This is a genomic window from Cupriavidus sp. 01L45 (assembly GCF_056399885.1).
In genome coordinates, this window is sequence record NZ_JBFTSG010000019.1 from 125,970 (window position 1) to 148,985 (window position 23,016).

The window sequence follows — 23,016 nt, forward strand, 5'->3', positions numbered from 1 at the left end:
TGTTCATGGCGGGGTGCTCCTTTTTTGAGGGCATTTGGTTTTTTTGGGGGCGGTGTTGGCCGTTGCACCCAAAGGAATACGACATCCCCCTGCGGGGGACGCCGGTCACTCTTCTTTGCTTCGGCAAAGAAGACTAACGAGAAGAAAGCCGACCCTGCCGGGGGCAGAGCAATAAGGCTTTCGGATATCGATGGTTTCGTCGTGCGGCCCGGAGTGCCGGCGGGCTTCTGCCGGTACCGGCTTGACTGACCACGAATCTGCCAGCTTCCGGGATTCGTGGTGCGACCCCCGGTAGCAGACATCACTTGCTTCAAGCCGTCTGTCGCTCGCGTAGTGGCCGCCCACGAAGTTGCAGGCGCACCGGTTCCGTCGTGGGCGCGGTGGCACCGGGTGATATGCCCGAGGTCTTCACCACCGCGCCCGCCCCACCACGAAACCATTGGCAGGCGATGTGTCGTGGTGCTTCGCGCTGGTAACGGCAGATGGCCGAATGGGCAAGGATTCCGCTACCGGGGGCCGCACCACGAATCCCGGAAATTGGCAGATTCGTGACCCTGCAAGCTGGTAGCGGCAGAAGCTAGCAGAACTGCTGGCCGCACGACGAAACCAACAACGCGAAATAGCCTGATTGCTCTGCCCCCGGCAGGGTCGGCTTTCTTCTCGTTAGTCTTCTTTGCCGAAGCAAAGAAGAGTGACCGGCGTCCCCCGCAGGGGGATGTCGTATTCCTTTGGGTTCAACGACCAACACCGCCCCAAAAAAACCAAATAACATTAAAACTCCACCGATTCACCACCTATTCCAAGAATCCAAAACACATAATTCCCAACAGCCAGCGCCAAACCATTAACACTGCACCAACCTGAACAATCGCACATAATGCGGATAAAACCTCACCTAAATCCCCCCTTAGCATCATGGCCCGCCTAAAACTCGAATTCCCCGAAGACCAATACTGCTACTCCACCCACCTCACGGTGCGCGTCACCGATATAAACTCAGCCAACCACCTCGGCAACGACTCGATGATCTCGATGATCTCCGAGGCACGCGCCCGTTTCCTCTTCGAGTTCGGCATCCAGGAAACCCAGGGCGACGGCGTCGGCATCATCGTCAGCGACCTCGCCACTACCTACCGCAACGAGGCGCACGCCCGCGACCAGTTGCTGTTCGAAGTCGGGGTGATGGATTTCAATCGATACGGTGGCGACATCGCTTTCCGCATCACGCGCCCGCATGACCAGGCGCTGGTGGCGATGGCCAAGTCCGGTTTTGTCTTTTTCAACTACCAGATCAAGAAGGTGGTGCCGATGCCGGAAGCGTTCTCGCGGAAATTTGCCAAGGTCAACTGGGTCGACTGAGGCCGGGTTAGCGCGGCAGGCCGCATAGCCGGGCGTGCCGGCCGCGCGGCACACGCGCGACATGGGGTAAGGTGTGTGCAATGCTATCCGCGCCACGCCATCGTCATGGGTTTCTTCGATTCGCTCTTCCTGCGCAAGCCGCCGCCGGACCGTTTCGCGGCGTATTTCATTGCCGCGGCCAGGCGCCAGGGTTTCGAGGGCCGCCTGGAATTCAACGCGGACGAGTTCCGGCTGGAGCACGGGCGCAATGCCTTTTTCAACCTCCACAATGCCTACCGGGCGTATTGCGAGACGCGCGGCGCACAGCGCGACAAGGCGCTGCACAGCTTCGTGGCGACCTTGTGCTCCAGCGGCCAGGCTACGCCAGCCTTGCTGTCGGAGGCCGGCCCCATGCTCCGCCCGCTGATCCGCAGCCGCTCGCTGATCGATGAAATCCGGCTGCATCACATGCGCACCGAGGGCGATGCCTCGAGCTTCCAGTCCGCCTGCCTGCCCTTCGGCGACGATTGCGTGATCCTCTTGGCGGTGGACTACCCGGAAACCACCTCGACCCTGTTGAACGGCCCCTCCGCCTCCTGGCAACTGAGCCTGGACCAGGCGCTGCGGATCGCGGCCGACAACCTGCGCGACCACACCGCCGAGGCCTTCGTGCAGGTGGCCCAGGGCGTGTACCAGGGCGCCTGGAGCGATGGCTACGAGGCCAGCCGCGCGCTGCTGCCGGATGTGCTGCAGCGGGTGCCGGTGCGCGGCCGCCCGGTGTTCATGTTGCCCACCCGCGAGGTACTGCTGGTGACCGGCGACCAGGACGAAGCGGGGCAGTTGCACATGGTGGAGCTGAGCCTGCAGGCTTCGCGGCAGGGCCGCACGATCTCGCCTGCCATGTTCCGCTACGGGCCCGGAGACGCCTGGCACGCGGCGCACGCCGTGCCGTCTGGCCCGGACGTGTCGCATTTCGTGCCGGCCGGCGCGCAGGCGGCACGGCATCTTGCCCACCTCAAGCGGCTGTACCAAAAGGAAGAATACGACACGCAGAAGGCTGCCATCGATCGCCTGAACGAGCACGCCGGCGCCGGTGTGTTCCTGGCGAGTTACCTGCTCTACGGCCAGCAGGACGATCCCGTGGCCTCGTTTTCGGTCGCCACCTGGACCTGCGGCGTGGACACCTCGCTGCCGCGCACGGACCGCATCGCCCTGGTGTGGCCCGATGCCGACGATGCCCCGGGGAAGACGCGGGTGGTGGCATGGCAGCAGGCGCTGGCGCTGCTTGGCGATCTGGTCGAGGAAGAAGCGCTTTATCCCGTCAGGTACCGCGTACGGGCCTTCCCCGACGAAAGCCGCCTGGCGCTGCTCGATGAAGTGGGCTGACGGGGACTGGCGCCGCGTCGCCCGCTAGCGTGTCTTGCGGAAGGTCAGGTTGATCCGCTCGCGCCCCAGCAGCGCGTGGTCGCCGTCCGCCAGCGGCGCGATGCCATGGAACGCCAGGCGCGCTGGGCCGCCCCAAACCACCACGTCGCCATGCGCCAGCCGCACGCGTAGCGGGCGCTCGGCGCGCCGCAGGCCGCCGAACAGGAATATGGCGGGCAGGCCGAGCGAAACCGAGACGATCGGCGCGCGCAGGTCGAGCTCGTCGCGGTCCTGGTGCAGGGAGAGGCGGGTGCCGGGCGCGTAACGGTTGAGCAGGCAGGCGTCCGGCACGAAATCCGCAAAGCCGGCAGTGGCGGCGGCTTCGCGCGCCAGGGACAGGAACGCCGCCGGCATGGCCGGCCATGGCTGGCCGCTAAGTGGATCGGCCGCTTCGTAGCGGTAGCCTGTGAGATCCGAGACCCAGCCAAACGGGCCGCAGTTGGTCATGGCCACCGACATGCGCAGGCCGCCCGGCGTGATGAGGTGGCGCCATGGCGCTTGCGCGGCAATGCCGCGCACGGCGTCCAGCAGGTTCTGGTCATGCTCGCGCGCGAAGCCGCGCAATACCACCGCGCCGGGCACGATCGGCTCGGCATGGGGTGCGTCTTGCGGCAGGGAATCGAACAGGTCAAAGGTCATGGCGTTCTGGCGGGCGGGCGCTGCAGCCCTGCGCTAAAACGACATGGTAAGCGCGAACGCGCGTGGCTGCTGCGGGGGTTGCGGCATAGGCGCCGCAGCCCCCGTCGCTCGCGTCCGGTCAGGCGAAGGTGTCGACCTCGCCGCGCGCGAGGGTGCGTGCCACCGGCGCGGCGGGGCCGGCATTGACAGGCGCCGTGGTGGCGCCTGCCAGCGTGCCGAAGCCGCTTTGCGGGCTGCCGGGCTGGCGTTGCTGTTGCTGCTGACCGTTGCCGGCCTGGCCGGCAAAGCTGTCGGCGCCGACCGAGGTCTGGCCAAGCTGGATGCCGTTGTCCGCCAGCGCGGTGCGCAACTGCGGCAGCGCTGCTTCGACGGCGGCACGCACGGCCGCGTGGGGCGAGACGAACTGGGCCTGGGCCTGGTCGTTGACGACGTTGAGCACGACCTTGAGCGGGCCGAGATCGGGCGGGTTGAGCTGCAACTCGGCGGTGTGGTTGCCCTGGGTCGACAGGCGCACCATCTGCTGGCCGAGCGCTTGCGGCCACTGGCCGTCGCCTACCGGCGGGGCGATCGGCAGCGAGGTGGCTGGCGGCAGGCCGCCGGTGGTGGGCGCCTGGCTCGCGGCCATGGTGCTGGCGGCCATCATCGGCGTGGCGGTCACGCCGGCGGGCGCGGCTTCCGTGCTGGCCGGCTCGGCGGCGCGCGTGGCTGCGGCCAGTTGCATCGGGTTGGCTGGCGCGGCGGTGGCGGCAACCTGAGGCTTGCTGTCCTTGCTGGCTTCACCAAGCTGGAGCTGGGCCTTGTACGGCTGGCCGGCGGTGTCCTGCTGCCCGGCGCCGGACTGTCCCTTGCCGGCTTGCTGGCCCGCCATTGCAGCCGCGAGGCTGGCGGCCAGGTCCGGGCTGGCCTTGGCAGCGTCGCCGGCCGGCGTGGCAGCCGGCTTGTCCGTGGCCGCGGCCTGGGTGCTGGCCGGGGTTTGCGGCGCGGGCTGCAGCGCGGCGCGCTGGGAGGCGATGGTGGCCAGCGTATCGGCTGCCGCCGAGCTTGCCGGTGCGGCGGCGTCGGGCGTGGTGGTTGCGGTAGTGGCCAGGGCGGGGGCCTTCAGGTCCTTCAGGCCGGCCTGGGTGGCCAGGGCAGCCGTGCCAGGCAGTCCGGCCGCGGCAGTTTGCGCGCCGTTGGCTGCCGGCGTGGCAGGCTGGGCCGCTTGTGGCGCCAGCAGGGCGGCAAGCGCAGCGGCGGCGGAAGTGGCGGCGGGGTCCGCCGCCCGGCGCGGGCAGGGGCACTGTCGGCGCATTGATTGCTGCCGGCGCTCTGGTTGCTGCTGGTGCGGTCCTCGCTGCGGGCGCGCGCCAGCGCATCGCCGAACCCCTGCGGCTTCGCATCGGCGCCGCCGGCGTTGTTGGCGTTGCGCGAGGAGGCCGCCGTGCTGGCGGCATTGCTGACAATCTGGCTGATATCGATCATGTTGGGATTCGGTCTTGCTGGGCGGCTTAGCGGTGGCGGCCCGCGACTTGCAGGCGGGCCGCGCGGGCGGCGTATTCGTCGGTGTCGCGTTGTTCGCGACGCGTGCCGGCTAGGTGTTCGCGCGTCTCCGCGCGGGTAATCAGGGTGTCGAATGAGTTCTGGCGGCGTTTGTGCTGCTGCCAGTTGGCGCGCCCGGCGAGCAACTGCGCCTCGGCCCTGGCCAGCGATTCCGTCTGCTGGCGAATGGCGGTATCGAGCGAGGCCAGGAACTGCGCAAAGTCCTGCCAGCGCGTGGAGGTCATGCCGTCTTGCGCGATGGCCTGCATGCGCTCGCGGTATTCCTGCCGGTACTGGGTGAGCGCGGCCAGTTGCTGCTCCGCCTGGTTGCGCAGGCCTTGCAGCCGGCCCAGCTCGCGCGCGGCGGCATCCGTATCGTTCTGGGCCAGGTCGGCCAAGGTATTCAATGCAGATGGCTTAGCCATGTTCACTCCGTTGGAAGAGACTATGCAACTGGCCGATCGAGTCGCCGTAGCCGGCGCGCTCGTGGATGTCCTGCTGAAGGAATGCTTCCATCTGCGGATGCAGGTGGATGGCGAGATCCAGTTCCGGATCGTTGCCCGGCACATAGGCGCCCACGCTGATCAGGTCGCGGTTGCGCTGGTAGCGCGACATCAGTTGCTTGAAGCGCCGCACCGAGGCAAACTGCGGCGGCTCGATCAGCGCCGTCATGGCACGGCTGATCGAGGCCTCCACGTCGATGGCAGGGTAGTGGCCGGATTCCGCCAGGCTGCGCGACAGCACGATATGGCCGTCGAGAATGGCGCGCGCGGAATCCGCGATCGGGTCCTGCTGGTCATCGCCCTCGGTCAGCACCGTGTAGAAGGCGGTGATCGAGCCGCCGCCTTCGGGGCCGTTGCCGGTGCGCTCCACCAGGGTGGGCAGCTTGGCGAACACCGAGGGCGGATAGCCCTTGGTGGCGGGCGGCTCTCCGATGGCCAGCGCGATCTCGCGCTGGGCCATGGCATAGCGCGTGAGCGAGTCCATGATCAGCAGCACATGGCGGCCCTGGTCGCGGAAATACTCGGCCAGGCGCGTGGCATAGGAGGCGCCCTGCATGCGCAGCAGCGGCGAGGTGTCGGCCGGCGCGGCCACCACCACGGAGCGCGCGCGCCCCTCCGGTCCCAGGATGTTCTCGATGAAGTCTTTCACTTCGCGGCCGCGCTCGCCGATCAGGCCGACCACGATCACTTCGGCGCTGGTGTAGCGCGCCATCATGCCCAGCAACACGCTCTTGCCCACACCGGAGCCGGCGAACAAGCCCATGCGCTGCCCGCGGCCCACGGTAAGCATGCCGTTGATGGCGCGTACGCCCACGTCCAGCACGGTTTCGATGGGCGCGCGCGACAGCGGGTTGATCTGCGTGCCGCCAAGCGTGACCTCGGTGGCCGCGGTGATGGGGCCTAGCCCGTCCAGCGGACGCCCGGCCGCATCGAGCACGCGCCCGAGCAGGCCTTCACCCACGGGCAGGCGTTTCGAGCCCGGTTCGCGCGGGGTGGTGTCGCCGCTGGGCAATGGCGTGGGTTCGAGCGGATAGACGCGCGCGCCGGGCACCAGGCCCACCACGTCGGACTGCGGCATCAGGTAAAGCCGGTCGGCGCCGAAGCCGACCACTTCCGCCTCGGCCAGGCGCGGGCCGGAGGGCTTGCCGGACATCTGGCCGCCGGGCAGTTCGATCAGGCAGTCGCTGCCCACCGGCAGGCGCAGGCCCACGGCTTCCAGCACCAGGCCGGCGGCGCGGGTGAGGCGGCCGCAACTGCGCTTGCTGTCGATCTCGGCAATGCCGGCCGAGGCCGCGGTGAGCGCGTCGCGCCAGCGCTGGCCATGCAGGCCCGGCACGCCGGCAGCGGTGAAGTCCGCGGTGAAGTCCGCAGTGAAGTCCGTAGTGAAGTCCTTACGGGCCGCGCTATCAGGCATGGGGCGGCTCCCACGGGTCGTCGCGCCCAAGCGCCTTGACCACGCGGCTCCAGCGCGTGGACAGCGTGGCATCGAGCTCGCCGCTGGCGGCGCTCGCCACGCAGCCGCCGCGCGCCACCGCCGGGTCGGCGCGCACGCTCCAGCCGGCGGCTTGCAGCTCGCCGGCCAGGTGGGTTTCCACCAGCGCGACGTCGTCCGGATTGAGCAGCAGGCAGGGCGAGCCCGACAGCGCCGGCTCGGCCGCCAGCAGTTCGCGCACCGCGGGCAACAAGATGGCGGGATCCGCCAGCACGGCCTGCTGCACGAGATGGCGCGCCACATCCAGCGCCAGGGCGATCAGGGTCTGGGCCACTTCTTCGTCCACGCGTCCAAGCGCGTGGCTGAAGGTCGCGGCGAGTTGTTGCAGGTGGGAGGCTTCGCTGCGGGCGCCTTCGAGGCCGCGCGCATAACCTTCGCGGTGGCCGTCGCCGTAGCCCTGGGTCTGGCCCTGGGTATAGCCCTGGGCGTAGCCTTCCTTGCGCGCGCCTTCGCGCATGGCGTCGAGCGCGGCAAAGTCGATCGGCGGCGGCGCCGGCTCGAAGGGCAGGAACTCGGTCGGCTCCGGCTCGGCCTTGCGTGGATCCAGCGACACCATCTGCCAGCGCTGCCAGCCGTTCTTTTGCTCGCTGCGGTCCGCCGGCGCGGCAAAGCACTCGAAGCCGGTCTCCCGTGGCGTGGCGCGGTTGCCCGCGCCGCGGCGCCCGCCGGCGTTGCCGCGCTGGTCGCCGCGTGTTTCGACGTAGTCGCTGTCCGCGGCAAGGTCGCGGAACTGGCGCAGGGCACGTTCAGACGTAGGCATCGTCGCCACCACCGATTACAACTTCGCCGGCTTCGGCCAGGCGTCTTACCACCTGGAGGATGTTCTTCTGTTCGGCCTCGACCTGCGAGACCCGTACCGGGCCCAGCGCTTCGAGGTCTTCGCGCAGCATTTCGCCGGCGCGGGTCGACATATTGCGGATGAACTTGTCGCGCAGTTCCACCGGCGCGCCCTTGAGCGCGACGATGAGCGATTCCGTGGCCACTTCCTTGAGCACCCGCTGGATGCCGCGGTCGTCCACTTCGAGCAGGTTCTCGAACAGGAACATTTCGTCGATGATCTTCTGCGCGAGGTCGGCGTCGTGCAGGCGCACGCCTTCCATCACCGCTTCTTCGTGGGCCGTGCTCATCAGGTTGATGATCTCGGCTGCCGTGCGTACGCCGCCCATGCGGCTGCGCTTGAGGCTCTGGCCCGCCAGCAGCTTGGTCAGCACGTCGGTCAGCTCCTGCAGCGCCCCCGGCTGCACACCGCCGAAGGTGGCGATCCGCAGGATCACGTCCTGGCGCAGGCGCTCGGTGAACATGCCGACGATCTCGGACGACTTCTGCCGGTCCAGGTGGATCAGGATGGTGGCGATGATCTGCGGGTGTTCGTCGCGGATCAGTTCGGCCACCGAGGTGGAATCCATCCAGTTCAGCGAATCGATGCCGGCGCCCGGGTCGCGCGATTCGAGGATGTCCTCGATCACCGACAGCGCGCGTTCCTCGCCCAGCGCCTTGTTCAGCACGCTGCGGATAAAGGCGCTCGAATCGACGTTGAGCGCGAGGTACTGTTCGGTTTCCGCGCGGAACTCGGCCAGCACCGAGGACATCTGCTCGCGCGTCACCGAGTTGAGCGTGGCCATCGCCGCGCCCAGGCTCTGCACCTCGCGCGGGCCGAGGTGCTTGAATACTTCCGCTGCGGCATCTTCACCGAGCGACATCATCAGGATGGCGCTCTTCTGCAATCCTTCATCGGTCATCGCTTGACATCCAGTTCTTGATCACACTGGCAACCAGGCGCGGGTCGCGTTGCGCGGCGTCACGCACCAGGGCGAGATCGCTTTCATATTTAGCGGCGAGCCGCAGGACTTCCGGATTGGCCGGCTCTTCAGGCGGCAGCAAGATGGCTTCGTTGCTGTCGGTTTTTTCCTGTGGCGGCGGCAGCGGCGGCGCGGTGTACTTGCGCAGCACCGGGCGTGCCACCTTGAACCACACGAACAGCGCCAGCAGGGCCAGCAGCAGGTAACCCGCACCGGTCTTGGCCAGCGCGATCATCTCGGGCTGCTTCCACAGCGGCAGTTCCGGCTTGATGTCGGTATCCGCGGTGAACGGGCTGTTGACCACGTTGAGCGAGTCGCCCCGGTCGGCCGAGAAGCCCATCGCTTCCTTGGTCAGGTTCTCGATCTGGGCAAGCTGCGCGGCGGGCAGGGCTTCGGACACGATCTTGCCGTTGGCGCCGGCCTTCTGGCGGTAGTTCACCACCACCGCCACCGACAGGCGCTTCACGCCGCCCGGTGCTTGCTGCACATGGCGCACGGTGCGGTCGAGTTCGTAGTTGGTGGTGGCGTCGTGGCGGCTGCTGCTTGGGCCGGTCTGGGCCGTGGCGGTGGCGCCGGCCTGGGCCTGGCCGGGCTGAGCCTGCTGGCCTTGCTGTCCCGGCTGCTGTCCTGGCTGGTTCGGCTGCCCCGGCCGCGGCGGCTGGGCCGTGGCGATCGGTGCCGTGGCCGGCGCGGGCGGCTGGTTGGACAGCGCGCCCGGCACGCCGCCGACCGGCGCCGCGCCTTGCTGGCTCGATTCGCTGGACTGCTGGCTGCGGATGGCGGCGCGGGTGGGGTCCTGGTTAGGCTTGAAGGACTCGTCGGTGTGCTCGACGATGGAGAAATCCACGTCGGCGGTGACTTGCGCCTTCACATTGTCCTGGCCGAGGATCGGCGCCAGGATGGCTTCCACACGCTGCGCGTAGTTGCGCTCCAGCGCCTGCACGTACTTGATCTGGCCGGCATCGAGCATGCGCTCGTTGGTGCCGCTGCCCGACAGCAGGTTGCCGTGCTGGTCGACGATGGAGATCGACTTCGGCGTGAGTTCCGGCACGCTGGACGAGACCAGGTGGCCGATCGCGGCCACCTGGCCGTCGTCGATGGCACGGCCCGGATAGAGCTGCAGCACCACCGAAGCGGTCGGCTTCTGGCGATCGCGCACGAACAGCGTGGGCTTGGGAATGGCCAGGTGCACGCGCGCCGACTGCACCGCGGCGATCGACTCGATCGAGCGGGCCAGCTCGCCCTCCAGGCCGCGCTGATAGTTGACTTGCTCGGCAAACTGGCTGATGCCGAACTTCTGCGTATCCATCAGCTCCATGCCGGTGGTGCCGCTCTTGGGCAGGCCTTGCGAAGCCAGGCGCAGCCGGGTCTCGTGGACTTTCTCGGAGGGCACCATCACCGCACCGCCGCCTTCGGCGAACTTGTACGGCACGTTCATTTGCTGCAGGGAGGCGATGACGGCACCGCCGTCCCGCTCGGACAGGTTGCTGTAGAGCACCTTGTAGTCCGGCGCACGCGACCACAGCACCCCGACCGCGATGGCCGCGGCAAGAGCCGCGCCACCCAGCATCAGGGGCAGGCGCGGATTGGTCTTTAGACGCGCGAACAGCTCGGATTTGTTCGACAGGGCTGTCACGGCGTTCATGCGCGCGTCCCCGTCATGGCCGGGCCGGCATGGGCCAGGACCGGCTGGGCCGGATGGCGGGCGCCGCTCTGGCTGCCCTGTCCACCCCGGCATGCCTGGCTAACCCTGGCTTCGGCATGGCTAAGATCACGCTGCTGACAAAACACGCGTACTCCCCGCGATAGTTGATGAGATTCGGGTCCGGACAGGGCGCGTAAAGACAGCGGCATCCCAGATTCGGCACGGTATCGATCATCATCCAAGGCGGCTGCCGACAATCCGGCGAATAGGCCTCGTTTTCCACCCGAATTCCCGCAATGGCCCAGACGGCGCCGCGAGTACGCTTCGGGGGCTGGCACAGGCGGCGCGTGCGGATGCGGTATTTGTGGCATAGGCGGCGCATGGCGCCAGGTTTGCCGGCAGCGGCCCGGGCGGGTGCCCGGCGCAACCCTTAATGACTCATTTTCGAACCGGTTTCCCCCGGGGCGGGCTTCGGCTGGCCAGGGCGGGGCGGGTTCCAAGCGGATCGCCATGACTACCATCTCTTCTATCGACGGCATGTTGCAGCAATTGCGCGGGCTGGCCCAGAGCGCCACCGGGCAGGAAAGCCACGCTGCGTTCGCCGCCTCGCCGGGCAGCTTCGCCGGTGAACTGCAGCGCTCGCTGGCACGCATCAGCAGCGTGCAGGAGCATGCCTACGGCCAGGCCGAGGCGTTTGAACTGGGCAAGCCCGGCGTTTCGCTCAACGACGTGATGATCGATATGCAGAAGGCCAATGTGTCGTTCCAGACTGGGGTGCAGGTAAGGAACCGGTTGACGGCGGCTTATCAGGAAATGATGAATATGACTGTCTGAGCAAGCGTCGGGCGCGCGCTATTGCGCGCCTGTTGCCATGCTGCCCACGGGCGGCGTGGCGGCGCCAGGCAAATTGAAAGGCGGACCAGCCGGATACAGATCCGGCGCGGTCCGCCTTTTTGCTTTGGTGATGAGAAGCAAATGGCGATGCTAAGGAGGAGCACCAGAGCTTGCCAACGGCCACCGCTCAGGCGGCCTCTCCTCGTTCCAGCCTGTACAGCCAGGCCAGCAGTTCCGCTACGGCGACATAAAGCTGTGGCGGAATATGGGAATCGAGATCGACTTGCATCAGCAAGCTGACGAGTGCCGGCGAGTCGTGCACGTAGACGCCAGATTCGCGTGCGCGCGCAATGATGGACTCCGCCACCACGCCGTAGCCCTTGGCCACCACGCGCGGCGCCGAATCGTCGGCCGCGTAGGATAGGGCAATCGCGGCGCCGCGTTGCGGGTTGCCATCGCTATTGCTGCTGTAGGTGTTGGTGCTTCCCGGTTCGGCCGGCATATCGTTGCTCATGCTCCGCTTCCCGGCTTCGCCGGCACGCCGGTCTCCACGTTCAGCCGCATCAATACGAGTCCATTGGCCGACATATTGCTGGATAGTTCGCTGCGCGCGTCGTTAAGGCGGCTGGCGACGCCGGAGTCCGGTGTGACCACGCGCGCTTCCAGGCCGGTGCCGTTTAGCCACAGGCGCGCTTCCACCGTGCCCAGGGATGGCAGGGTGAGCAGCAGGCATGTCGACCAGGCGGCCTGGCCAGCCTGCGCGCCACTGCTTTCGTCTTTATCGCCACGGCGGATTTCCCAGTCCATGGGCGTGCCCGGCCAGGCTTCGCCAACCCAGCGGAACTGCTGGCTGGCCAGCAGCTCCAGCTGCTGGCGTACGGTGCCCTCGGTGCCGGGGTGCACCACGGGACTGGACTGCGGGTTGTTGCTCGCGTGGTTGGCGGCCTCGCTGCTATCGAAGGCGCGCATAACACTATGCGTCTCGGCACGATGGCTGCGGCCGCTGTCACTCGCATCCTGGGCCGCCGCCTGGTAGGCCTGGGCGGCGTGGTTTGCCAGCGTGGCAATCCGGGCAGCTTCGCGCGCGTGCGGCGGAATGGCAAGGCTGGCTGGCGGCGAGTTGTCCGGTGTGCCGTTGCTGTGCGCCGCGCCATGCCTGACTGGAACCGGGTTGCCCCCGGTGTCTTCCGTAACCGCGGCCTCTGCTGGAACTGCTCCCGCAGGGTTGGGCAACGTGGCCCCGGCCAGTTGCGCCGTGCTCGCGGTGTAAGCCGCCGGCGCCGGCAGCAGCAACACCGGCTGTGCCTGGACGGGCTGCTGCGGGGCGGGATTGCCGGCCAGGGGCGGCTCGCCCGGCCTCGGTTGATTGAAAGCAGCCTGGGGTGCCTTCAGCACGTCGGCCAGAGGACGGTTTCCGCTGACCCACTCGGCCAGGTGGCTTTCGTAGAAGAGGCCGCTGTGCTGGACCAGTCCGGCCAGGGCGGCGCGCACTGTGGCCGGATTCGGTGCGCCGGCGGGCGACGGCAGCATTGGGGCCGCGGCCCGTGCGGGCTGCGCGTCGGTACGGTCAAGCAGGTCGAGAATGGTGCGTGCGGCAAAACTGAGCGTTTCGCGCGTCGAGCCGGTCTGAGCGCTTCGCCCGGCTGCGGCCGTATCCGACTGCAGCGCATCGACGCCGCGGCCTTGAATCGTGCCGCCGCCGGCGGTCTGGCTTTCGCCAGGGGCAATCTTGCCGGTGGGCAGCAGGGCCTCCAGCTTGGAGACCGAGAGCGCATTGCGCAGCCCTTGCGGGTCTGCGCCGCGCAGGAGGGCTGCCGGGTCCGGCGAGATGGGGATGCCGGTCATGGCAATCAGCCTTTAGCGTTCTGAGCGTTTCTGGCGTGCGGGTCGCGCAGCGTTGCCTCAGGCGGCAACGCTGCCGTAGGCGTGATGCAGATCCTGCTGGCGGCGCGCATTGCCCAGCAGCGCGCCCAGCCTGTTCATCTCCGGCGTCAACAGGTTGCGGATGGCAGCGTCGTAGCCAAGGATGCGCTCCAGCCGCTGATACCGGTCCATCCGTTCGCGATCCGAAATGGGCACGCTGTGGTCCATGCGGCGGAGTTGATCCACCTGGACGGTGTAGACCTGCTGCAGTTCGGCCATTGCAGTCCAGTTCCCGGCACGTGCCAGCTCAAGCATCTGCTCGGCAAGCAATTCCAGTTCCCGGTAGCAATGCAGGATCGGGCTCAATGCGGTCATCTCAGCGCTCCGTAACAAGCGACAGGTGTGGGGTAGCGCCATCGGGGGCGTTGCTCATCTCGGACCAGGCGGAAGCCAGGTTCCCGAGCAAGCCGTCCACTTCAGTCAGCAGGGCGGGATCGTTGCGCAGGTTGGCCAGCAACAGGCGCCGCGTCATGTAGTCATAGAGCTGTTCAAGGCCTGCCGAAATCTCACCGCCTTGCTCGTGATCGAGCGCGGCGTTCAGGCCGTTGTCAATGATGTTGATGGCCCTGGTGATGGCGTTGCCCTTGGCCGACACATCGCTGGCAGCCATATGGAACTTCGCCTGGGCAATGGCGGTGCGGGCGCCATCGTAGAGCATCGCGATCAGCTTCTGGGGGCTGGCGTCCATGACGCCAGTCTGGACACCGACTTGGGCATAGGCATTAATGGCGTGACGAGCATACATGGCGATCGATTCCCACGTTCGGTAAGGGTTGTATTACTTGCTGCTGTTGGAGTTGTTCAGCGCATTGAACTGTTGGGTCAGGTATTTGCTGGTGTTGTTCATCTGGGACATGATCAAGTCCAGATTCGTGAACTGCGCCTTGTATTGCGCGACGGTGGCGTTGATGCGGGTCTGCGTTTCGCTGTATTGATCGCTAAGCGACTTCAACGTTTGCGTGATCCCATCCGTCGCGTTCGTCAGGGTGCCCTTGGTGCCGGTCAGCGAGGTCACCAGGCTATTGATCTGGTTGCCATAGCCGTCCTTGCCGTTAGCGTTGGAGAAAAGGCCGGCTACACCATTCGGATCCGTGGTCAATGCGCTGGTCAGCTTGGTGGCATCGAAGGCCATCGTGCCATCGACCTGAAACGTCACGCCGATGTTTGCCAGTCCTGTGACCGCGCCGGAGCCACCCATCTGTGGCGTGTTCAGGATGCCGCGCATCTGGCCCTGAATCAGCCGCAGCGTCGCATCGCCGGTCAACGGGGAAGCGCTTTGGCTGGTGGGATCGTAATTCGACAGACTCGCGGCGGTCTTTTGCAGATTGTTGTAGGCGGTGACGAAGCTCTGCACAGCCGTCTGGATAGTCTTGACGTCGCGTTGCACCGTGACCGTGGTGGTTCCCCCTTGCGTTAGCGACAGCGTGACACCCTGGATGGCGTCGGTCACGGTGTTGCTGGTGCTCTGGACTGCAATATTGTTGACGGTCAACTGTGCATTCTGGGCAACGATCGTTTGCTGCATGCTCTGCACTTCATTGCCGGTCAGATCCTGGTTTTTGCCGGGACTATAGCTCACCAGGTCAGACAGTTTTGTGCCGCCGTCAGTCTCCGCTACGGAGATCCGCATGCTGCTATTGGCGCCGGTGGCGTTGGACGTCAGCACCAGACGGTATGGCGTGCCGCTGCCGTCGTTGACGATGCTGGCGGTGACCCCCCCATTGGCCTTGTTGATGGCGTCGCGGATGCCCTGCAGCGAGTTGTTGGTGCTATCGATCTTGATGTCGAAGCCGCTGGTGCCGGATGCCGGCGGCGGATTCGCCGCGAACGTTGCACCGGTGTACTTGCCGGTCACCGGGTCCAGCGTACCGCCGGTGATCGTCCCGAAGTCGATATGAATGGTACCGGTGCCGATCGCATCGGTCAGCTTGGCCTGCCCGGCGGACACCAGTGATTGTGACTGTGCCAGGGACGACACGTTGACAGCATAGGTGCCCGATACCGCGGAGGTGCTTCCGACCGCGCCAAGCACATTGGCGGCGGACGATGTAGCGGTCGTCGAGTTGAAGAAGTTCGGATCGGATAGTTGCTTAGCCGCCCCCTGGAATGCCGACAGCATGCTCTGCACCTGACCGTAGGCCGACAGCTTCGCCTGATAGCTGGTGGCCCGGTTCTGGATGGCCGTGAGCGGTGCCTGTTCCGCCGTGGTGAGCTGGTCCAGCAGGGTGTTCAGGTCCAGGCCGGAGCCCACGCCAAGGTTCGAGATGGTTGCCATATCGTTCTTATCCGGGAAATTGCTTAAACGGGGCTGAGCCGGCTACCGGTCTCAGGCTTCTTGATGTACGAACAAGCCTTGCGCCTTTTGCAGGGCGTGGGCGATGCGCATGACCTCTTCAGAGGGCAGTTGCCTGATGACGTCGCCGGTGTCCTTGTCCACTACCTTGGTGATCACGCGGTGGGTATCCTGGTCAATTTCGAACTCCACATTGAATGCGGTGGTGCGCAACAAATCCTTCAGGTGCTGGATGGCAGTGTCTTCGGTCATGACAGGAGCTGCTTGTTTGTTTGCGCCAGCCTGCGTGCCAGCGCTGTTGTCGCTCGCGGGTAAGGCAGAGGGCGTGCCCTCGCGGCCTGCGGGAGGCAGGGACGGAGAGAGCGGCAGCGGCGGGATCAAGCTTGTCGGATTTGCCATGACCGTTGTCGGGGGTGGGTTCGAAACGCTTTCGCAGGGCAAAGGGGCCCTGCGAAAACCCTCCGGCACAAGGCCGGGCTTGTGGTGGCCCGGCCCTGGTGCTTCGTATTACTGCATTAACGCAGCAGCGACAGCACGCCTTGCGTGGTCTGGTTCGCTTGAGCCAGCACCGAAGTGCCGGCTTGCTGCAGGATGTTGCCGCGGGTCATGTTCGACACTTCCGTGGCGTAGTCAGCGTCTTGAATACGCGAACGCGACGACGACAGGTTGGTGATGGTCGTGCCAAGGTTGGCGATGGTGGAATCCAGACGGTTCTGGATCGCACCCAGCGAGCTGCGCAGCTTGTCAACCATCGACAGGGCCTTGTCGAGGACGTCCAGCGGATTGGCGGTGGAGGTCTTACCGCTCGTAGCGTTGAGGGTGAACTTCCCAGCGTTCGCCGAGTCTTCATATACCGCGTTCGCCGAGCCATCGGTCACCTGGCCGTTGCTGTGAACGAACAGCTTCTCGGCCGTGTTGGTGGTAAGCGCGCCGTTCATATCAACATTGACCGGGTTACCACCCGTCGTAACCGCACCGCCAGCTGCGGTGATGTAGGTAGCCCCACCGAGCACCGTAGTGATTGCATTGGCGCCGTTGCTTGCTTGAACCTGAGTTGTCAGGGCTGCGGCCGAGATATGCAGATTAGTCGCATTTGCCGTCGCAACGCCGCCAGTGAACGCGTAGCTGGGAGCGTTGGCCGCGTTGCCCACGGTGATTGAGCTCAACTTACCGGCTGCACCCGATGTGCCGATTGCCTTGATCAGGTCGCCAGCGCCGCCGCCGTTGTTGATATCCGCCTGCGTGAGGGTGCCGGCCAGATCGTTCTCGGTCAGGTTGCCTGCAGCGTCCACAAACAGCTTGTTACCGCTGGTGGCCGAGGTCAGCATGCCATTGCTGTCAATGTTGGCGGAAACCGCTTGATTGTTGCCGATTTTGATCGACACATTGGTAACGTTCCCAGCAGCCGGCTTCAGGTCGCTCGAGATGCGCGCGGCAGTACGTGCCGTGTCGGCAAAGGAGAAGTCCGTGCCGTTATAGGTGTAGTTTGCGATGGTGGCAATGCCGGCGTCGTTGACCGTATCACCAGTAGCAACCTTGCCGAGCACATTGGCCAGCGTGGCGCTGTCAGCGCCAGTGTAATTCTTGGAGTAGGCGGTGGTGCCGTTGGTCGTTGCGCCTGCGGTAAAGCCGGCTGCCAGCAGGTCCTGGCTGGTAGCGGCCGTATTCGGCGTGCCGGTGCCAGACACGTTGAAGCCGGTCATGTTCAGCGTCTTCGTGCTGATTTCCTGCAGATTCACCGAGATGGTCTGGCCGTCGCTGGCGCCAACTTGAATGTTCAGGGGCTTTGCCGAGCCAGACAGTACCTTGACGCCGTTGAAGTCGGTCTGCGTGGAGATGCGGTTGATTTCGTCCATGCGCTGGCCGATTTCATCCTGGATCGACTTCAGGTCGTCTGCCGAATTCGAACCAGTCGCTGCTTGCACCGACAGGGTACGGATACGTTGCAGGTTGTTCGTGACTTCGGTCAGCGCGCCTTCAGTCGTTTGCGCCAGCGAGATGCCGTCGTTAGCATTTTGCTTGGCTTGGGTCAGGCCGTTGATGTTGGCGGTGAAGCGGTTGGCAATGGCCAGGCCGGCTGCGTCGTCCTTGGCGCTGTTGATGCGCAGGCCCGACGACAGGCGTTGAATCGCCGTGTTCAGCTGCGATTGCGATGCATTCAGGTTGTTCTGAGTCATCAGAGACAACGAATTGGTATTAATGACTGACGCCATGGTACGACTCCTATATGCAGTGATTTATGCAGTCCGGCGGGTGCCGTAACGTTGGCTGACTGCGTTGCAGTGCGTGTAGTGCCTCCGTTGTTAGGGTTATCGACCGGGGCGGGAAAAGATTTAGTGTGATCTTTGGGGCAATGTGCAGAAGTTTTTTCGCGGATAGCTTCCGAGCGGCTCTGGGGGTGGCTGATGCGGGCGGGGCCATCGCACGAAAGCTGCGCCGCTTGTGCGCACAACCGGCTGGCGCGCCCTCCCTGGTTATCTCCGCTTGCGGGTCCGTGGCGTATACAAACTCACAAACTCCGGCGAAGTCTCCGCCCCGGGCACCGCCGCCATGGCCTCCGGCGCATGGGCGGGCGTGATCACGGCAATGGCGTGCTTGTAGACGACTTGCGGCTGCGGGTCTCGCGGCGATTCCGCCAGCAGCACCATATAGTTGTCCGAGGCCACGATCACGCCGTGCAGGCGAATGCCGCTCGACAGGTGTACGACGACAGGGCTGTGGCTGGCGCTGAGCGTGGAGAACTGCAGCTGCTGCAGTTGCCTGCTCGGACGGGTGATCCTGGTTTCCTTCTTGTTCACAACGTCTCCGGAAGAGCCCGCACGGGTTCTGGCGGCTGGCAAGGGTCCAATATATGGGCCCGGGCAATAGGGGGGTTACAGCACGGCCTGGGGTGGGCTGCGGCGTGGCCTGGGTGCGGCGGGGGATGAAATATCCGCTCTCTGTGCTGGCGCTGGATCTGGCTGCATGGATCACGTCCGGCCCCGACGTGTGTCCGGGCGGCGGCTCCGATGCTGCCCCGCAAACGCTGGCGGCAGGGGCAGCCGGAAAAGACGGGGGGTACTTCAGGCGCGAGGGTAACAAAATTTTACAAATCGGAACGGTTGGGGGGGGGCGCACCTGAGATCGAGAGTTTCCTCTAATAATACTCTTGCGTCACAATGCTGCGGTTTGCCTTGTTTGCACATGTGCGGCAAGTCCCAACGTCACCAGCGCCCGCAACCCCCGTTCAGCATAGGTTTGCGGGCGGCAAGGTGACCCTGGCCTGCAGTTGCGATGTTTTCCATGCCGCCCATTCGTCACTTGAATGGCGTCGCCAGCACTTTTTCTATCAGAGTTATCCCTGATAGAAATTGGATTTACACCTCATGTAAGCAGGTTTATATTCGCTAACGAGCCTTTCGGCTCATAGCAGTCCTGGAAAGCCTACGAGCACCCCGCGCGTGGGCTTCTTTTTTTGCGTGCCCACTTGTTTTGTTGCGCGCCTTTGGCTGCATGCGCCGCTGGCAGCACTTCGGAGCGCCTGGTTAACATTAGACGACAGGTCGCATCCCGCCAATCGTTCGAATTGCCGGGCTTTTCCCCCTCATATTTGCTTTTGTTCCCGTATTTTCCGTTTTCTTCGGAAATGTCTTGATGTTGCCCTCAAGCTTGGCCCGCTCTCTGCCGTTAAGTCCGCGGTGCGGTGTCGTCCCGGAAATCTGTCCGGGGCGCGGAAAAGCGCGCGCGATGAGAGTAAAAGGAGCCGGGAAGATGCGTTGGTTGCGAAACTTTGGCATTGGGGCGCGCCTGACGGTGGCGTTTTCGCTGGTGGCGTTGCTGCTGGTTGCCGTGGCGGTGCTGGGCATGACGTCTCTGCGCACCATGAACGAATCGATGCGCATCACCGTGGAGGGACGCTTGTTCAAGGTGCTGGATATCGAGCGCGTCAAGCAGGATGCGTTGCGGATCGGGATTCTGGTGCGCGATGCCACCATGAACGAGGACCCGGTTGCGGTAAAGCGCAATGCCGGGGAGATCGCGGGGCTGCGCGAGAAAATGGGCGTCACGCTGGATGAACTTGGGAAGTGGCTGTCCACGTCCGGCAGACCGGAGACCCGGGAGTTGTATCGGGGGCTGACCGAGGCACGCACTGCCTATAACGGCCAGCTCGACATGGTGCTGCGCCAGTTGCAGGGCGGCGAGTTCGATGGTGCCCGCAGCGCGCTGGTGGCGACGCTGCCGGCGGCGCAGGCGCCTTATTTCGACAAGTTGAGCGAACTGACCGAGACCGGCCGCAAGGTTGCGCTGGCTGCCGTGCAGGAGGCGAACGCCAGTTATGAGACGGCCCGCAACCTGCTGCTGGGCCTGGCCGCCGTCGCGGTGGCCCTGGCGGCGGCCCTGGGCATCGGCATCACGCGCTCGATCACGCGACCGGCTCGCCATGCGCTGGAAGCGGCACAGGCGCTGGCGCACGGCAACCTGACGTACGCGATCCAGGTGCAGAACGATGACGAAATGGGCCGCATGCTGGGCGCGCTGGAGCGCGCTTTTGGCCAGTTGGCGGCACTGGTGCACGGCATCCAGGGCGCGACCCGCTCCATCGGTGGCGCTACCCGGGAAATCGCCAGCGGCAATACCGATCTTTCCCAGCGCACCGAAGAACAGGCTGCCTCGCTTGAGCAGACTGCGGCCTCGATGGAGCAGCTGACCTCCACGGTCAAGCAGAATGCCGCGAACGCGCGCCATGCCAACGAACTGGCGGTGAGTGCCTCGGGCGTGGCGATCGAGGGCGGGCGCGCCGTGCGTGGCGTGGTCGAGACCATGCAGCATATTTCGCAATCGTCGGCCAAGGTGGCCGAGATCGTGGGCGTGATCGAGGGGATTGCCTTCCAGACCAATATCCTGGCACTGAACGCAGCGGTGGAAGCTGCCCGTGCCGGCGAGCAGGGACGAGGCTTCAGCGTGGTGGCGGCCGAGGTGCGCAGCCTGGCCCAGCGCTCTTCGTCGGCAGCCAAGGAAATCGGGCAACTGATCAGTGGCTCGGTGGGTCAGGTGGCCCATGGCGCCAAGCAGGTAGAGGACGCGGGCCGCACCATGGACGATATCGTCGGGGCGGTGAAGCGCGTGACCGACATCATGGGCGAGATCGCCGCCGCAAGCGAAGAGCAGTCGTCCGGCATCGAGCAGGTCAACCTCGCCATCAGCCAGATGGAAAGCGTGACGCAGCAGAATGCCGCGCTGGTGGAGCAGGCCGCCGCCGCCGCCGAGAGCCTGCAGCAGCAGGCCGCCGGGCTGGTGGATGAAGTGTCCCGCTTCCAGGTGGCTCCGGAAGAAGCGCATGCGCAGCCGCGCCAGGCGGTACGGGAACTGGCGCGCATGCCGGTGCCGCAAGCGGTACCGGTAGCACGCGTGGCGCCGGCCGCCCCGCGTCCGGCGCCCCATCCTTCCGCTGGCGCCAGGAGCCATCCGGCGGCACGCCAGGGCACGGCGCGCCCGGTCCGGACCGGCAGCGCCGCACCGGTGAAGCCAGCCGTGCAGGCAGCACCTTCAGCACCCGCGGCCCCGGCCGCTGGCGCCAAGGCAGCCACCCGGCCCGCGGTGGCGGCACCGCGCACCGGCGCGGCCGGCACTACCCGCGCCCCTGCGCTGCCCAGCAAGGCCCGTGCTCCGGTGGTGCACCAGAAGCGCGAACCCGTGCTGGTGTCCAAGCCGCTGCCGGCCGCGCGCGCGGCCCGGCCCGCCGTAGCAGCGGCACCCGCGCCGCGCCGCGCCGCGCGCACGCCGGCCGCTGGCGGCTTCGCCGTGGCCAATGGCGACTGGGAATCCTTCTGAGTTCTGCCGCGCCGTCCTGGCGCGGAGCCCGGCAAGCCTGCCGGCGGCGGCTGCAAGGCGAAAGGCTTAGGCCTACAATATCGCCCTTGTATACAAAAAACAGAAAGGAGCGATGCCGCCCGTTCGCGGCGGCATCGCACTCCGTGTCCCTCGCCGTGCGTTCTCTCTCCCGCCAGCCCATGCCCGCCGTCTCCCCGCCATCCTTCCCCTCTCTGTCCGCAGCATCCCCGGCCCCCGGCACGGGGGAGGCTGGCAGCCACGGCCATGCAGCGTCCGGGCTCCCTGCCGTGCCGCCGGTGCCGGTGATGCAGGTCATCTTCGGCCTGATGCTGGCCATCCTGCTGGGGGCGCTCGAGCAATCGATCGTCGCCGTGGTGCTGCCTGAGATCGCGTTGCAGCTCAACGGCTTCGAGGAGATGGCGTGGGTGGTTTCGGCCTACCTGGTGGCTTCGACGGTGGTGACGCCGATCTACGGCAAGCTGTCGGACGTGCTGGGGCGGCGCTCGGTGCTGTCGTTTGCCATCGTGCTGTTCCTGCTGGCCTCGGTGTTCTGCGCGCTGGCGCAGACCATGCCGCAGCTGATCGTCGCGCGCATCCTGCAAGGGCTGGGCGGCGGCGGCCTGATCTCGGTGTCGCAAGCCACCATCGCAGATGTGGTACCGCTGCGCGACCGTGGCCGCTACCAGGGTTACGTGAGCGGCGTGTGGGCCGTGGCCAGCATGGCCGGCCCGGTGATCGGCGGCTACCTGGCGCACTACCTGTCGTGGCGCTGGATTTTCTGGATCAACCTGCCGCTGGCGCTGGTCGCGCTGGTGGTGGTCCGCCGCGCGCTCAAGCACCTGCCGGCGGGCGGGCGCCGCCATCGCATCGATTACCTTGGCGCGCTGCTGTTCGGGGGTGGCCTGACCGGCGTGCTGGTGTTCCTGACCCGGCTCGGGCAGGGCCATTCGGCCGCGACGCCGCAGACCGTTGGCCTGCTGGCGGCAGGCCTGGTCGCCATGGTGCTGTTCGTGTGGCAGGAGCGGCGGGTCAGCGACCCGATGATCCCGCTGGCCATGCTGCGCGTGCCGACGGTCGCGATCTGCTGCATCACGCTGTTCCTGTGCTTTTTCCAGTTGATCGCCATGTCCGTGCTGCTGCCGCTGCGCTTCCAGGTGGTGGGCGGCGTGCAGGCTGACACGGCCGCGCTGCGGCTGGTGCCGTTGACGCTGGCCATCCCGTTCGGGGCGTTTTTCTCGGGCCGGCTGATGTCATGGAGTGGCCGCTACAAGCCGCTGCAACTGGTGGGCTCGCTGGTCGCGCCGCTGGCGATCGTGTCGCTGGCGTTCGTCGATCCGCATGCGGTCGTGCTGACCGGGCTGGTGATGGTGACGCTCGGGCTGGCCATCGGGCTGCAATTGCCCAGCGGGCTGGTGGCCACCCAGAACGCCGTGCCCGCGCACCAGGTGGGCGTGGCCACGGCGCTGACCGCCTTCTCGCGCATGCTGGGCGGCGCGGTCGGCGTGGCGGTGCTGACCACGGTGCTGATCGCGCTGTTGCGCCGTGGCGGCATGGGCGTATCGGACCTGGGCGGCGGCGAAGACATCCTCATGAGCATGTTCCACCGTGCCATGACAGGCGGCGATACGGCCGATGCGGGCGCGGTGCGCGCCGCCGCCGAAGCGGCGTTCCGCACCCTGTTCCTGCTGAGCGCCGCCGTGTCGCTGGTGGCGCCATTCCTGGTGGCGCGCCTGCCGGAAGCCGCCTTGCGCGGCAGCACGAGCACCAGCGTGGCGGCGAGCATCGATTAAGGCGGG

The 23,016-nt window shown here is 66.1% G+C and carries 20 protein-coding genes; 5 read left to right on the forward strand and 15 right to left on the reverse strand.

Translation table 11 applies throughout. From position 1 onward, the window contains the following. Positions 1 to 915 precede the first annotated feature (915 nt). Positions 916 to 1,359, forward strand: a complete 444-nt coding sequence (locus AC1DT6_RS15350) for a thioesterase family protein (protein ID WP_441636216.1) — start codon at positions 916 to 918, stop codon at positions 1,357 to 1,359. Positions 1,360 to 1,434: 75 nt separating this feature from the next. Beyond that, positions 1,435 to 2,724 carry a DUF1444 domain-containing protein gene (locus tag AC1DT6_RS15355; protein ID WP_441636214.1) on the forward strand — a complete coding sequence of 430 codons (1,290 nt, stop codon included), beginning with the start codon at positions 1,435 to 1,437 and terminating at the stop codon, positions 2,722 to 2,724. Between the two features lie 24 nt (positions 2,725 to 2,748). Here the strand turns inward: AC1DT6_RS15355 and alkB are convergent, their stop codons facing one another. From alkB to fliF, 7 genes are all read right to left on the reverse strand, one after another. Continuing rightward, on the reverse strand, positions 2,749 to 3,402 hold the full coding sequence (gene alkB / locus AC1DT6_RS15360; protein ID WP_441636212.1) for a DNA oxidative demethylase AlkB: 654 nt from the start codon (positions 3,400 to 3,402) through the stop codon (positions 2,749 to 2,751). Positions 3,403 to 3,520: 118 nt separating this feature from the next. Next, on the reverse strand, positions 3,521 to 4,693 hold the full coding sequence (locus AC1DT6_RS15365) for a flagellar hook-length control protein FliK (RefSeq protein WP_477114761.1): 1,173 nt from the start codon (positions 4,691 to 4,693) through the stop codon (positions 3,521 to 3,523). 196 nt (positions 4,694 to 4,889) lie between these two features. After that, positions 4,890 to 5,345, reverse strand: coding sequence for a flagellar export protein FliJ (gene fliJ / locus AC1DT6_RS15370; protein ID WP_441637677.1), 456 nt, complete (start codon positions 5,343 to 5,345; stop codon positions 4,890 to 4,892). Then, positions 5,338 to 6,837, reverse strand: a complete 1,500-nt coding sequence (gene fliI / locus AC1DT6_RS15375) for a flagellar protein export ATPase FliI (RefSeq protein ID WP_477111311.1) — start codon at positions 6,835 to 6,837, stop codon at positions 5,338 to 5,340. The genes fliJ and fliI overlap by 8 nt, the downstream gene beginning before the upstream one ends. Then, positions 6,830 to 7,675, reverse strand: a complete 846-nt coding sequence (gene fliH, locus AC1DT6_RS15380; protein ID WP_477111312.1) for a flagellar assembly protein FliH — start codon at positions 7,673 to 7,675, stop codon at positions 6,830 to 6,832. Before fliH ends, fliI begins: the two co-directional genes overlap by 8 nt. Then, the gene (gene fliG / locus AC1DT6_RS15385) at positions 7,662 to 8,654 is read right to left on the reverse strand and encodes a flagellar motor switch protein FliG (RefSeq protein WP_441636487.1); all 993 of its coding nucleotides are present in this window, start codon (positions 8,652 to 8,654) and stop codon (positions 7,662 to 7,664) included. Before fliG ends, fliH begins: the two co-directional genes overlap by 14 nt. Further along, on the reverse strand, positions 8,644 to 10,359 hold the full coding sequence (gene fliF, locus AC1DT6_RS15390; protein WP_441636485.1) for a flagellar basal-body MS-ring/collar protein FliF: 1,716 nt from the start codon (positions 10,357 to 10,359) through the stop codon (positions 8,644 to 8,646). Before fliF ends, fliG begins: the two co-directional genes overlap by 11 nt. A gap of 510 nt (positions 10,360 to 10,869) precedes the next feature. Between fliF and fliE the strand changes: the two genes are divergently transcribed. After that, positions 10,870 to 11,193 (forward strand): flagellar hook-basal body complex protein FliE, encoded by a 324-nt coding sequence (gene fliE / locus AC1DT6_RS15395; protein WP_441636484.1) that lies wholly within the window; start codon positions 10,870 to 10,872, stop codon positions 11,191 to 11,193. 187 nt (positions 11,194 to 11,380) lie between these two features. On the opposite strand, the gene AC1DT6_RS15400 is transcribed toward fliE, so the two are convergent. From AC1DT6_RS15400 to AC1DT6_RS15435, 8 genes are all read right to left on the reverse strand, one after another. Further along, on the reverse strand, positions 11,381 to 11,695 hold the full coding sequence (locus tag AC1DT6_RS15400) for an EscU/YscU/HrcU family type III secretion system export apparatus switch protein (protein WP_441636491.1): 315 nt from the start codon (positions 11,693 to 11,695) through the stop codon (positions 11,381 to 11,383). Between the two features lie 8 nt (positions 11,696 to 11,703). Beyond that, the gene (fliK, locus tag AC1DT6_RS15405; protein WP_441636482.1) at positions 11,704 to 13,038 is read right to left on the reverse strand and encodes a flagellar hook-length control protein FliK; all 1,335 of its coding nucleotides are present in this window, start codon (positions 13,036 to 13,038) and stop codon (positions 11,704 to 11,706) included. Between the two features lie 57 nt (positions 13,039 to 13,095). After that, entirely contained in the window at positions 13,096 to 13,431 is a 336-nt protein-coding gene (locus AC1DT6_RS15410) for a flagellar protein FliT (protein ID WP_441636480.1), read from the reverse strand. Between the two features lies 1 nt (position 13,432). Then, positions 13,433 to 13,861 carry a flagellar export chaperone FliS gene (gene fliS, locus AC1DT6_RS15415; RefSeq protein ID WP_441636478.1) on the reverse strand — a complete coding sequence of 143 codons (429 nt, stop codon included), beginning with the start codon at positions 13,859 to 13,861 and terminating at the stop codon, positions 13,433 to 13,435. A 33-nt stretch (positions 13,862 to 13,894) separates the two neighbouring features. Continuing rightward, positions 13,895 to 15,391 (reverse strand): flagellar filament capping protein FliD, encoded by a 1,497-nt coding sequence (gene fliD / locus AC1DT6_RS15420; protein ID WP_441636476.1) that lies wholly within the window; start codon positions 15,389 to 15,391, stop codon positions 13,895 to 13,897. Between the two features lie 51 nt (positions 15,392 to 15,442). Next, entirely contained in the window at positions 15,443 to 15,808 is a 366-nt protein-coding gene (locus AC1DT6_RS15425; protein ID WP_441636474.1) for a flagellar protein FlaG, read from the reverse strand. Positions 15,809 to 15,924: 116 nt separating this feature from the next. Beyond that, positions 15,925 to 17,622 (reverse strand): flagellin N-terminal helical domain-containing protein, encoded by a 1,698-nt coding sequence (locus AC1DT6_RS15430; RefSeq protein WP_441636472.1) that lies wholly within the window; start codon positions 17,620 to 17,622, stop codon positions 15,925 to 15,927. 261 nt (positions 17,623 to 17,883) lie between these two features. After that, entirely contained in the window at positions 17,884 to 18,207 is a 324-nt protein-coding gene (locus tag AC1DT6_RS15435) for an RNA chaperone Hfq (protein WP_441636470.1), read from the reverse strand. A gap of 952 nt (positions 18,208 to 19,159) precedes the next feature. Between AC1DT6_RS15435 and AC1DT6_RS15440 the strand changes: the two genes are divergently transcribed. Next, on the forward strand, positions 19,160 to 21,220 hold the full coding sequence (locus AC1DT6_RS15440) for a methyl-accepting chemotaxis protein (protein ID WP_477111314.1): 2,061 nt from the start codon (positions 19,160 to 19,162) through the stop codon (positions 21,218 to 21,220). Positions 21,221 to 21,525: 305 nt separating this feature from the next. Next, entirely contained in the window at positions 21,526 to 23,010 is a 1,485-nt protein-coding gene (locus AC1DT6_RS15445) for an MDR family MFS transporter (RefSeq protein WP_441633864.1), read from the forward strand. Positions 23,011 to 23,016 lie beyond the last annotated feature (6 nt).

Bases quoted from the DNA above. Each gene is read 5' to 3' on its own strand.
- AC1DT6_RS15350 (WP_441636216.1), top strand. From the start codon at position 916: ATGGCCCGCCTAAAACTCGAATTCCCCGAAGACCAATACTGCTACTCC.
- alkB (WP_441636212.1), bottom strand. From the start codon at position 3,402: ATGACCTTTGACCTGTTCGATTCCCTGCCGCAAGACGCACCCCATGCC.
- AC1DT6_RS15365 (WP_477114761.1), bottom strand. From the start codon at position 4,693: ATGCGCCGACAGTGCCCCTGCCCGCGCCGGGCGGCGGACCCCGCCGCC.
- fliJ (WP_441637677.1), bottom strand. From the start codon at position 5,345: ATGGCTAAGCCATCTGCATTGAATACCTTGGCCGACCTGGCCCAGAAC.
- fliI (WP_477111311.1), bottom strand. From the start codon at position 6,837: ATGCCTGATAGCGCGGCCCGTAAGGACTTCACTACGGACTTCACTGCG.
- fliH (WP_477111312.1), bottom strand. From the start codon at position 7,675: ATGCCTACGTCTGAACGTGCCCTGCGCCAGTTCCGCGACCTTGCCGCG.
- fliG (WP_441636487.1), bottom strand. From the start codon at position 8,654: ATGACCGATGAAGGATTGCAGAAGAGCGCCATCCTGATGATGTCGCTC.
- fliF (WP_441636485.1), bottom strand. From the start codon at position 10,359: ATGAACGCCGTGACAGCCCTGTCGAACAAATCCGAGCTGTTCGCGCGT.
- fliE (WP_441636484.1), top strand. From the start codon at position 10,870: ATGACTACCATCTCTTCTATCGACGGCATGTTGCAGCAATTGCGCGGG.
- AC1DT6_RS15400 (WP_441636491.1), bottom strand. From the start codon at position 11,695: ATGCCGGCCGAACCGGGAAGCACCAACACCTACAGCAGCAATAGCGAT.
- fliK (WP_441636482.1), bottom strand. From the start codon at position 13,038: ATGACCGGCATCCCCATCTCGCCGGACCCGGCAGCCCTCCTGCGCGGC.
- AC1DT6_RS15410 (WP_441636480.1), bottom strand. From the start codon at position 13,431: ATGACCGCATTGAGCCCGATCCTGCATTGCTACCGGGAACTGGAATTG.
- fliS (WP_441636478.1), bottom strand. From the start codon at position 13,861: ATGTATGCTCGTCACGCCATTAATGCCTATGCCCAAGTCGGTGTCCAG.
- fliD (WP_441636476.1), bottom strand. From the start codon at position 15,391: ATGGCAACCATCTCGAACCTTGGCGTGGGCTCCGGCCTGGACCTGAAC.
- AC1DT6_RS15425 (WP_441636474.1), bottom strand. From the start codon at position 15,808: ATGGCAAATCCGACAAGCTTGATCCCGCCGCTGCCGCTCTCTCCGTCC.
- AC1DT6_RS15430 (WP_441636472.1), bottom strand. From the start codon at position 17,622: ATGGCGTCAGTCATTAATACCAATTCGTTGTCTCTGATGACTCAGAAC.
- AC1DT6_RS15440 (WP_477111314.1), top strand. From the start codon at position 19,160: ATGCGTTGGTTGCGAAACTTTGGCATTGGGGCGCGCCTGACGGTGGCG.
- AC1DT6_RS15445 (WP_441633864.1), top strand. From the start codon at position 21,526: ATGCAGGTCATCTTCGGCCTGATGCTGGCCATCCTGCTGGGGGCGCTC.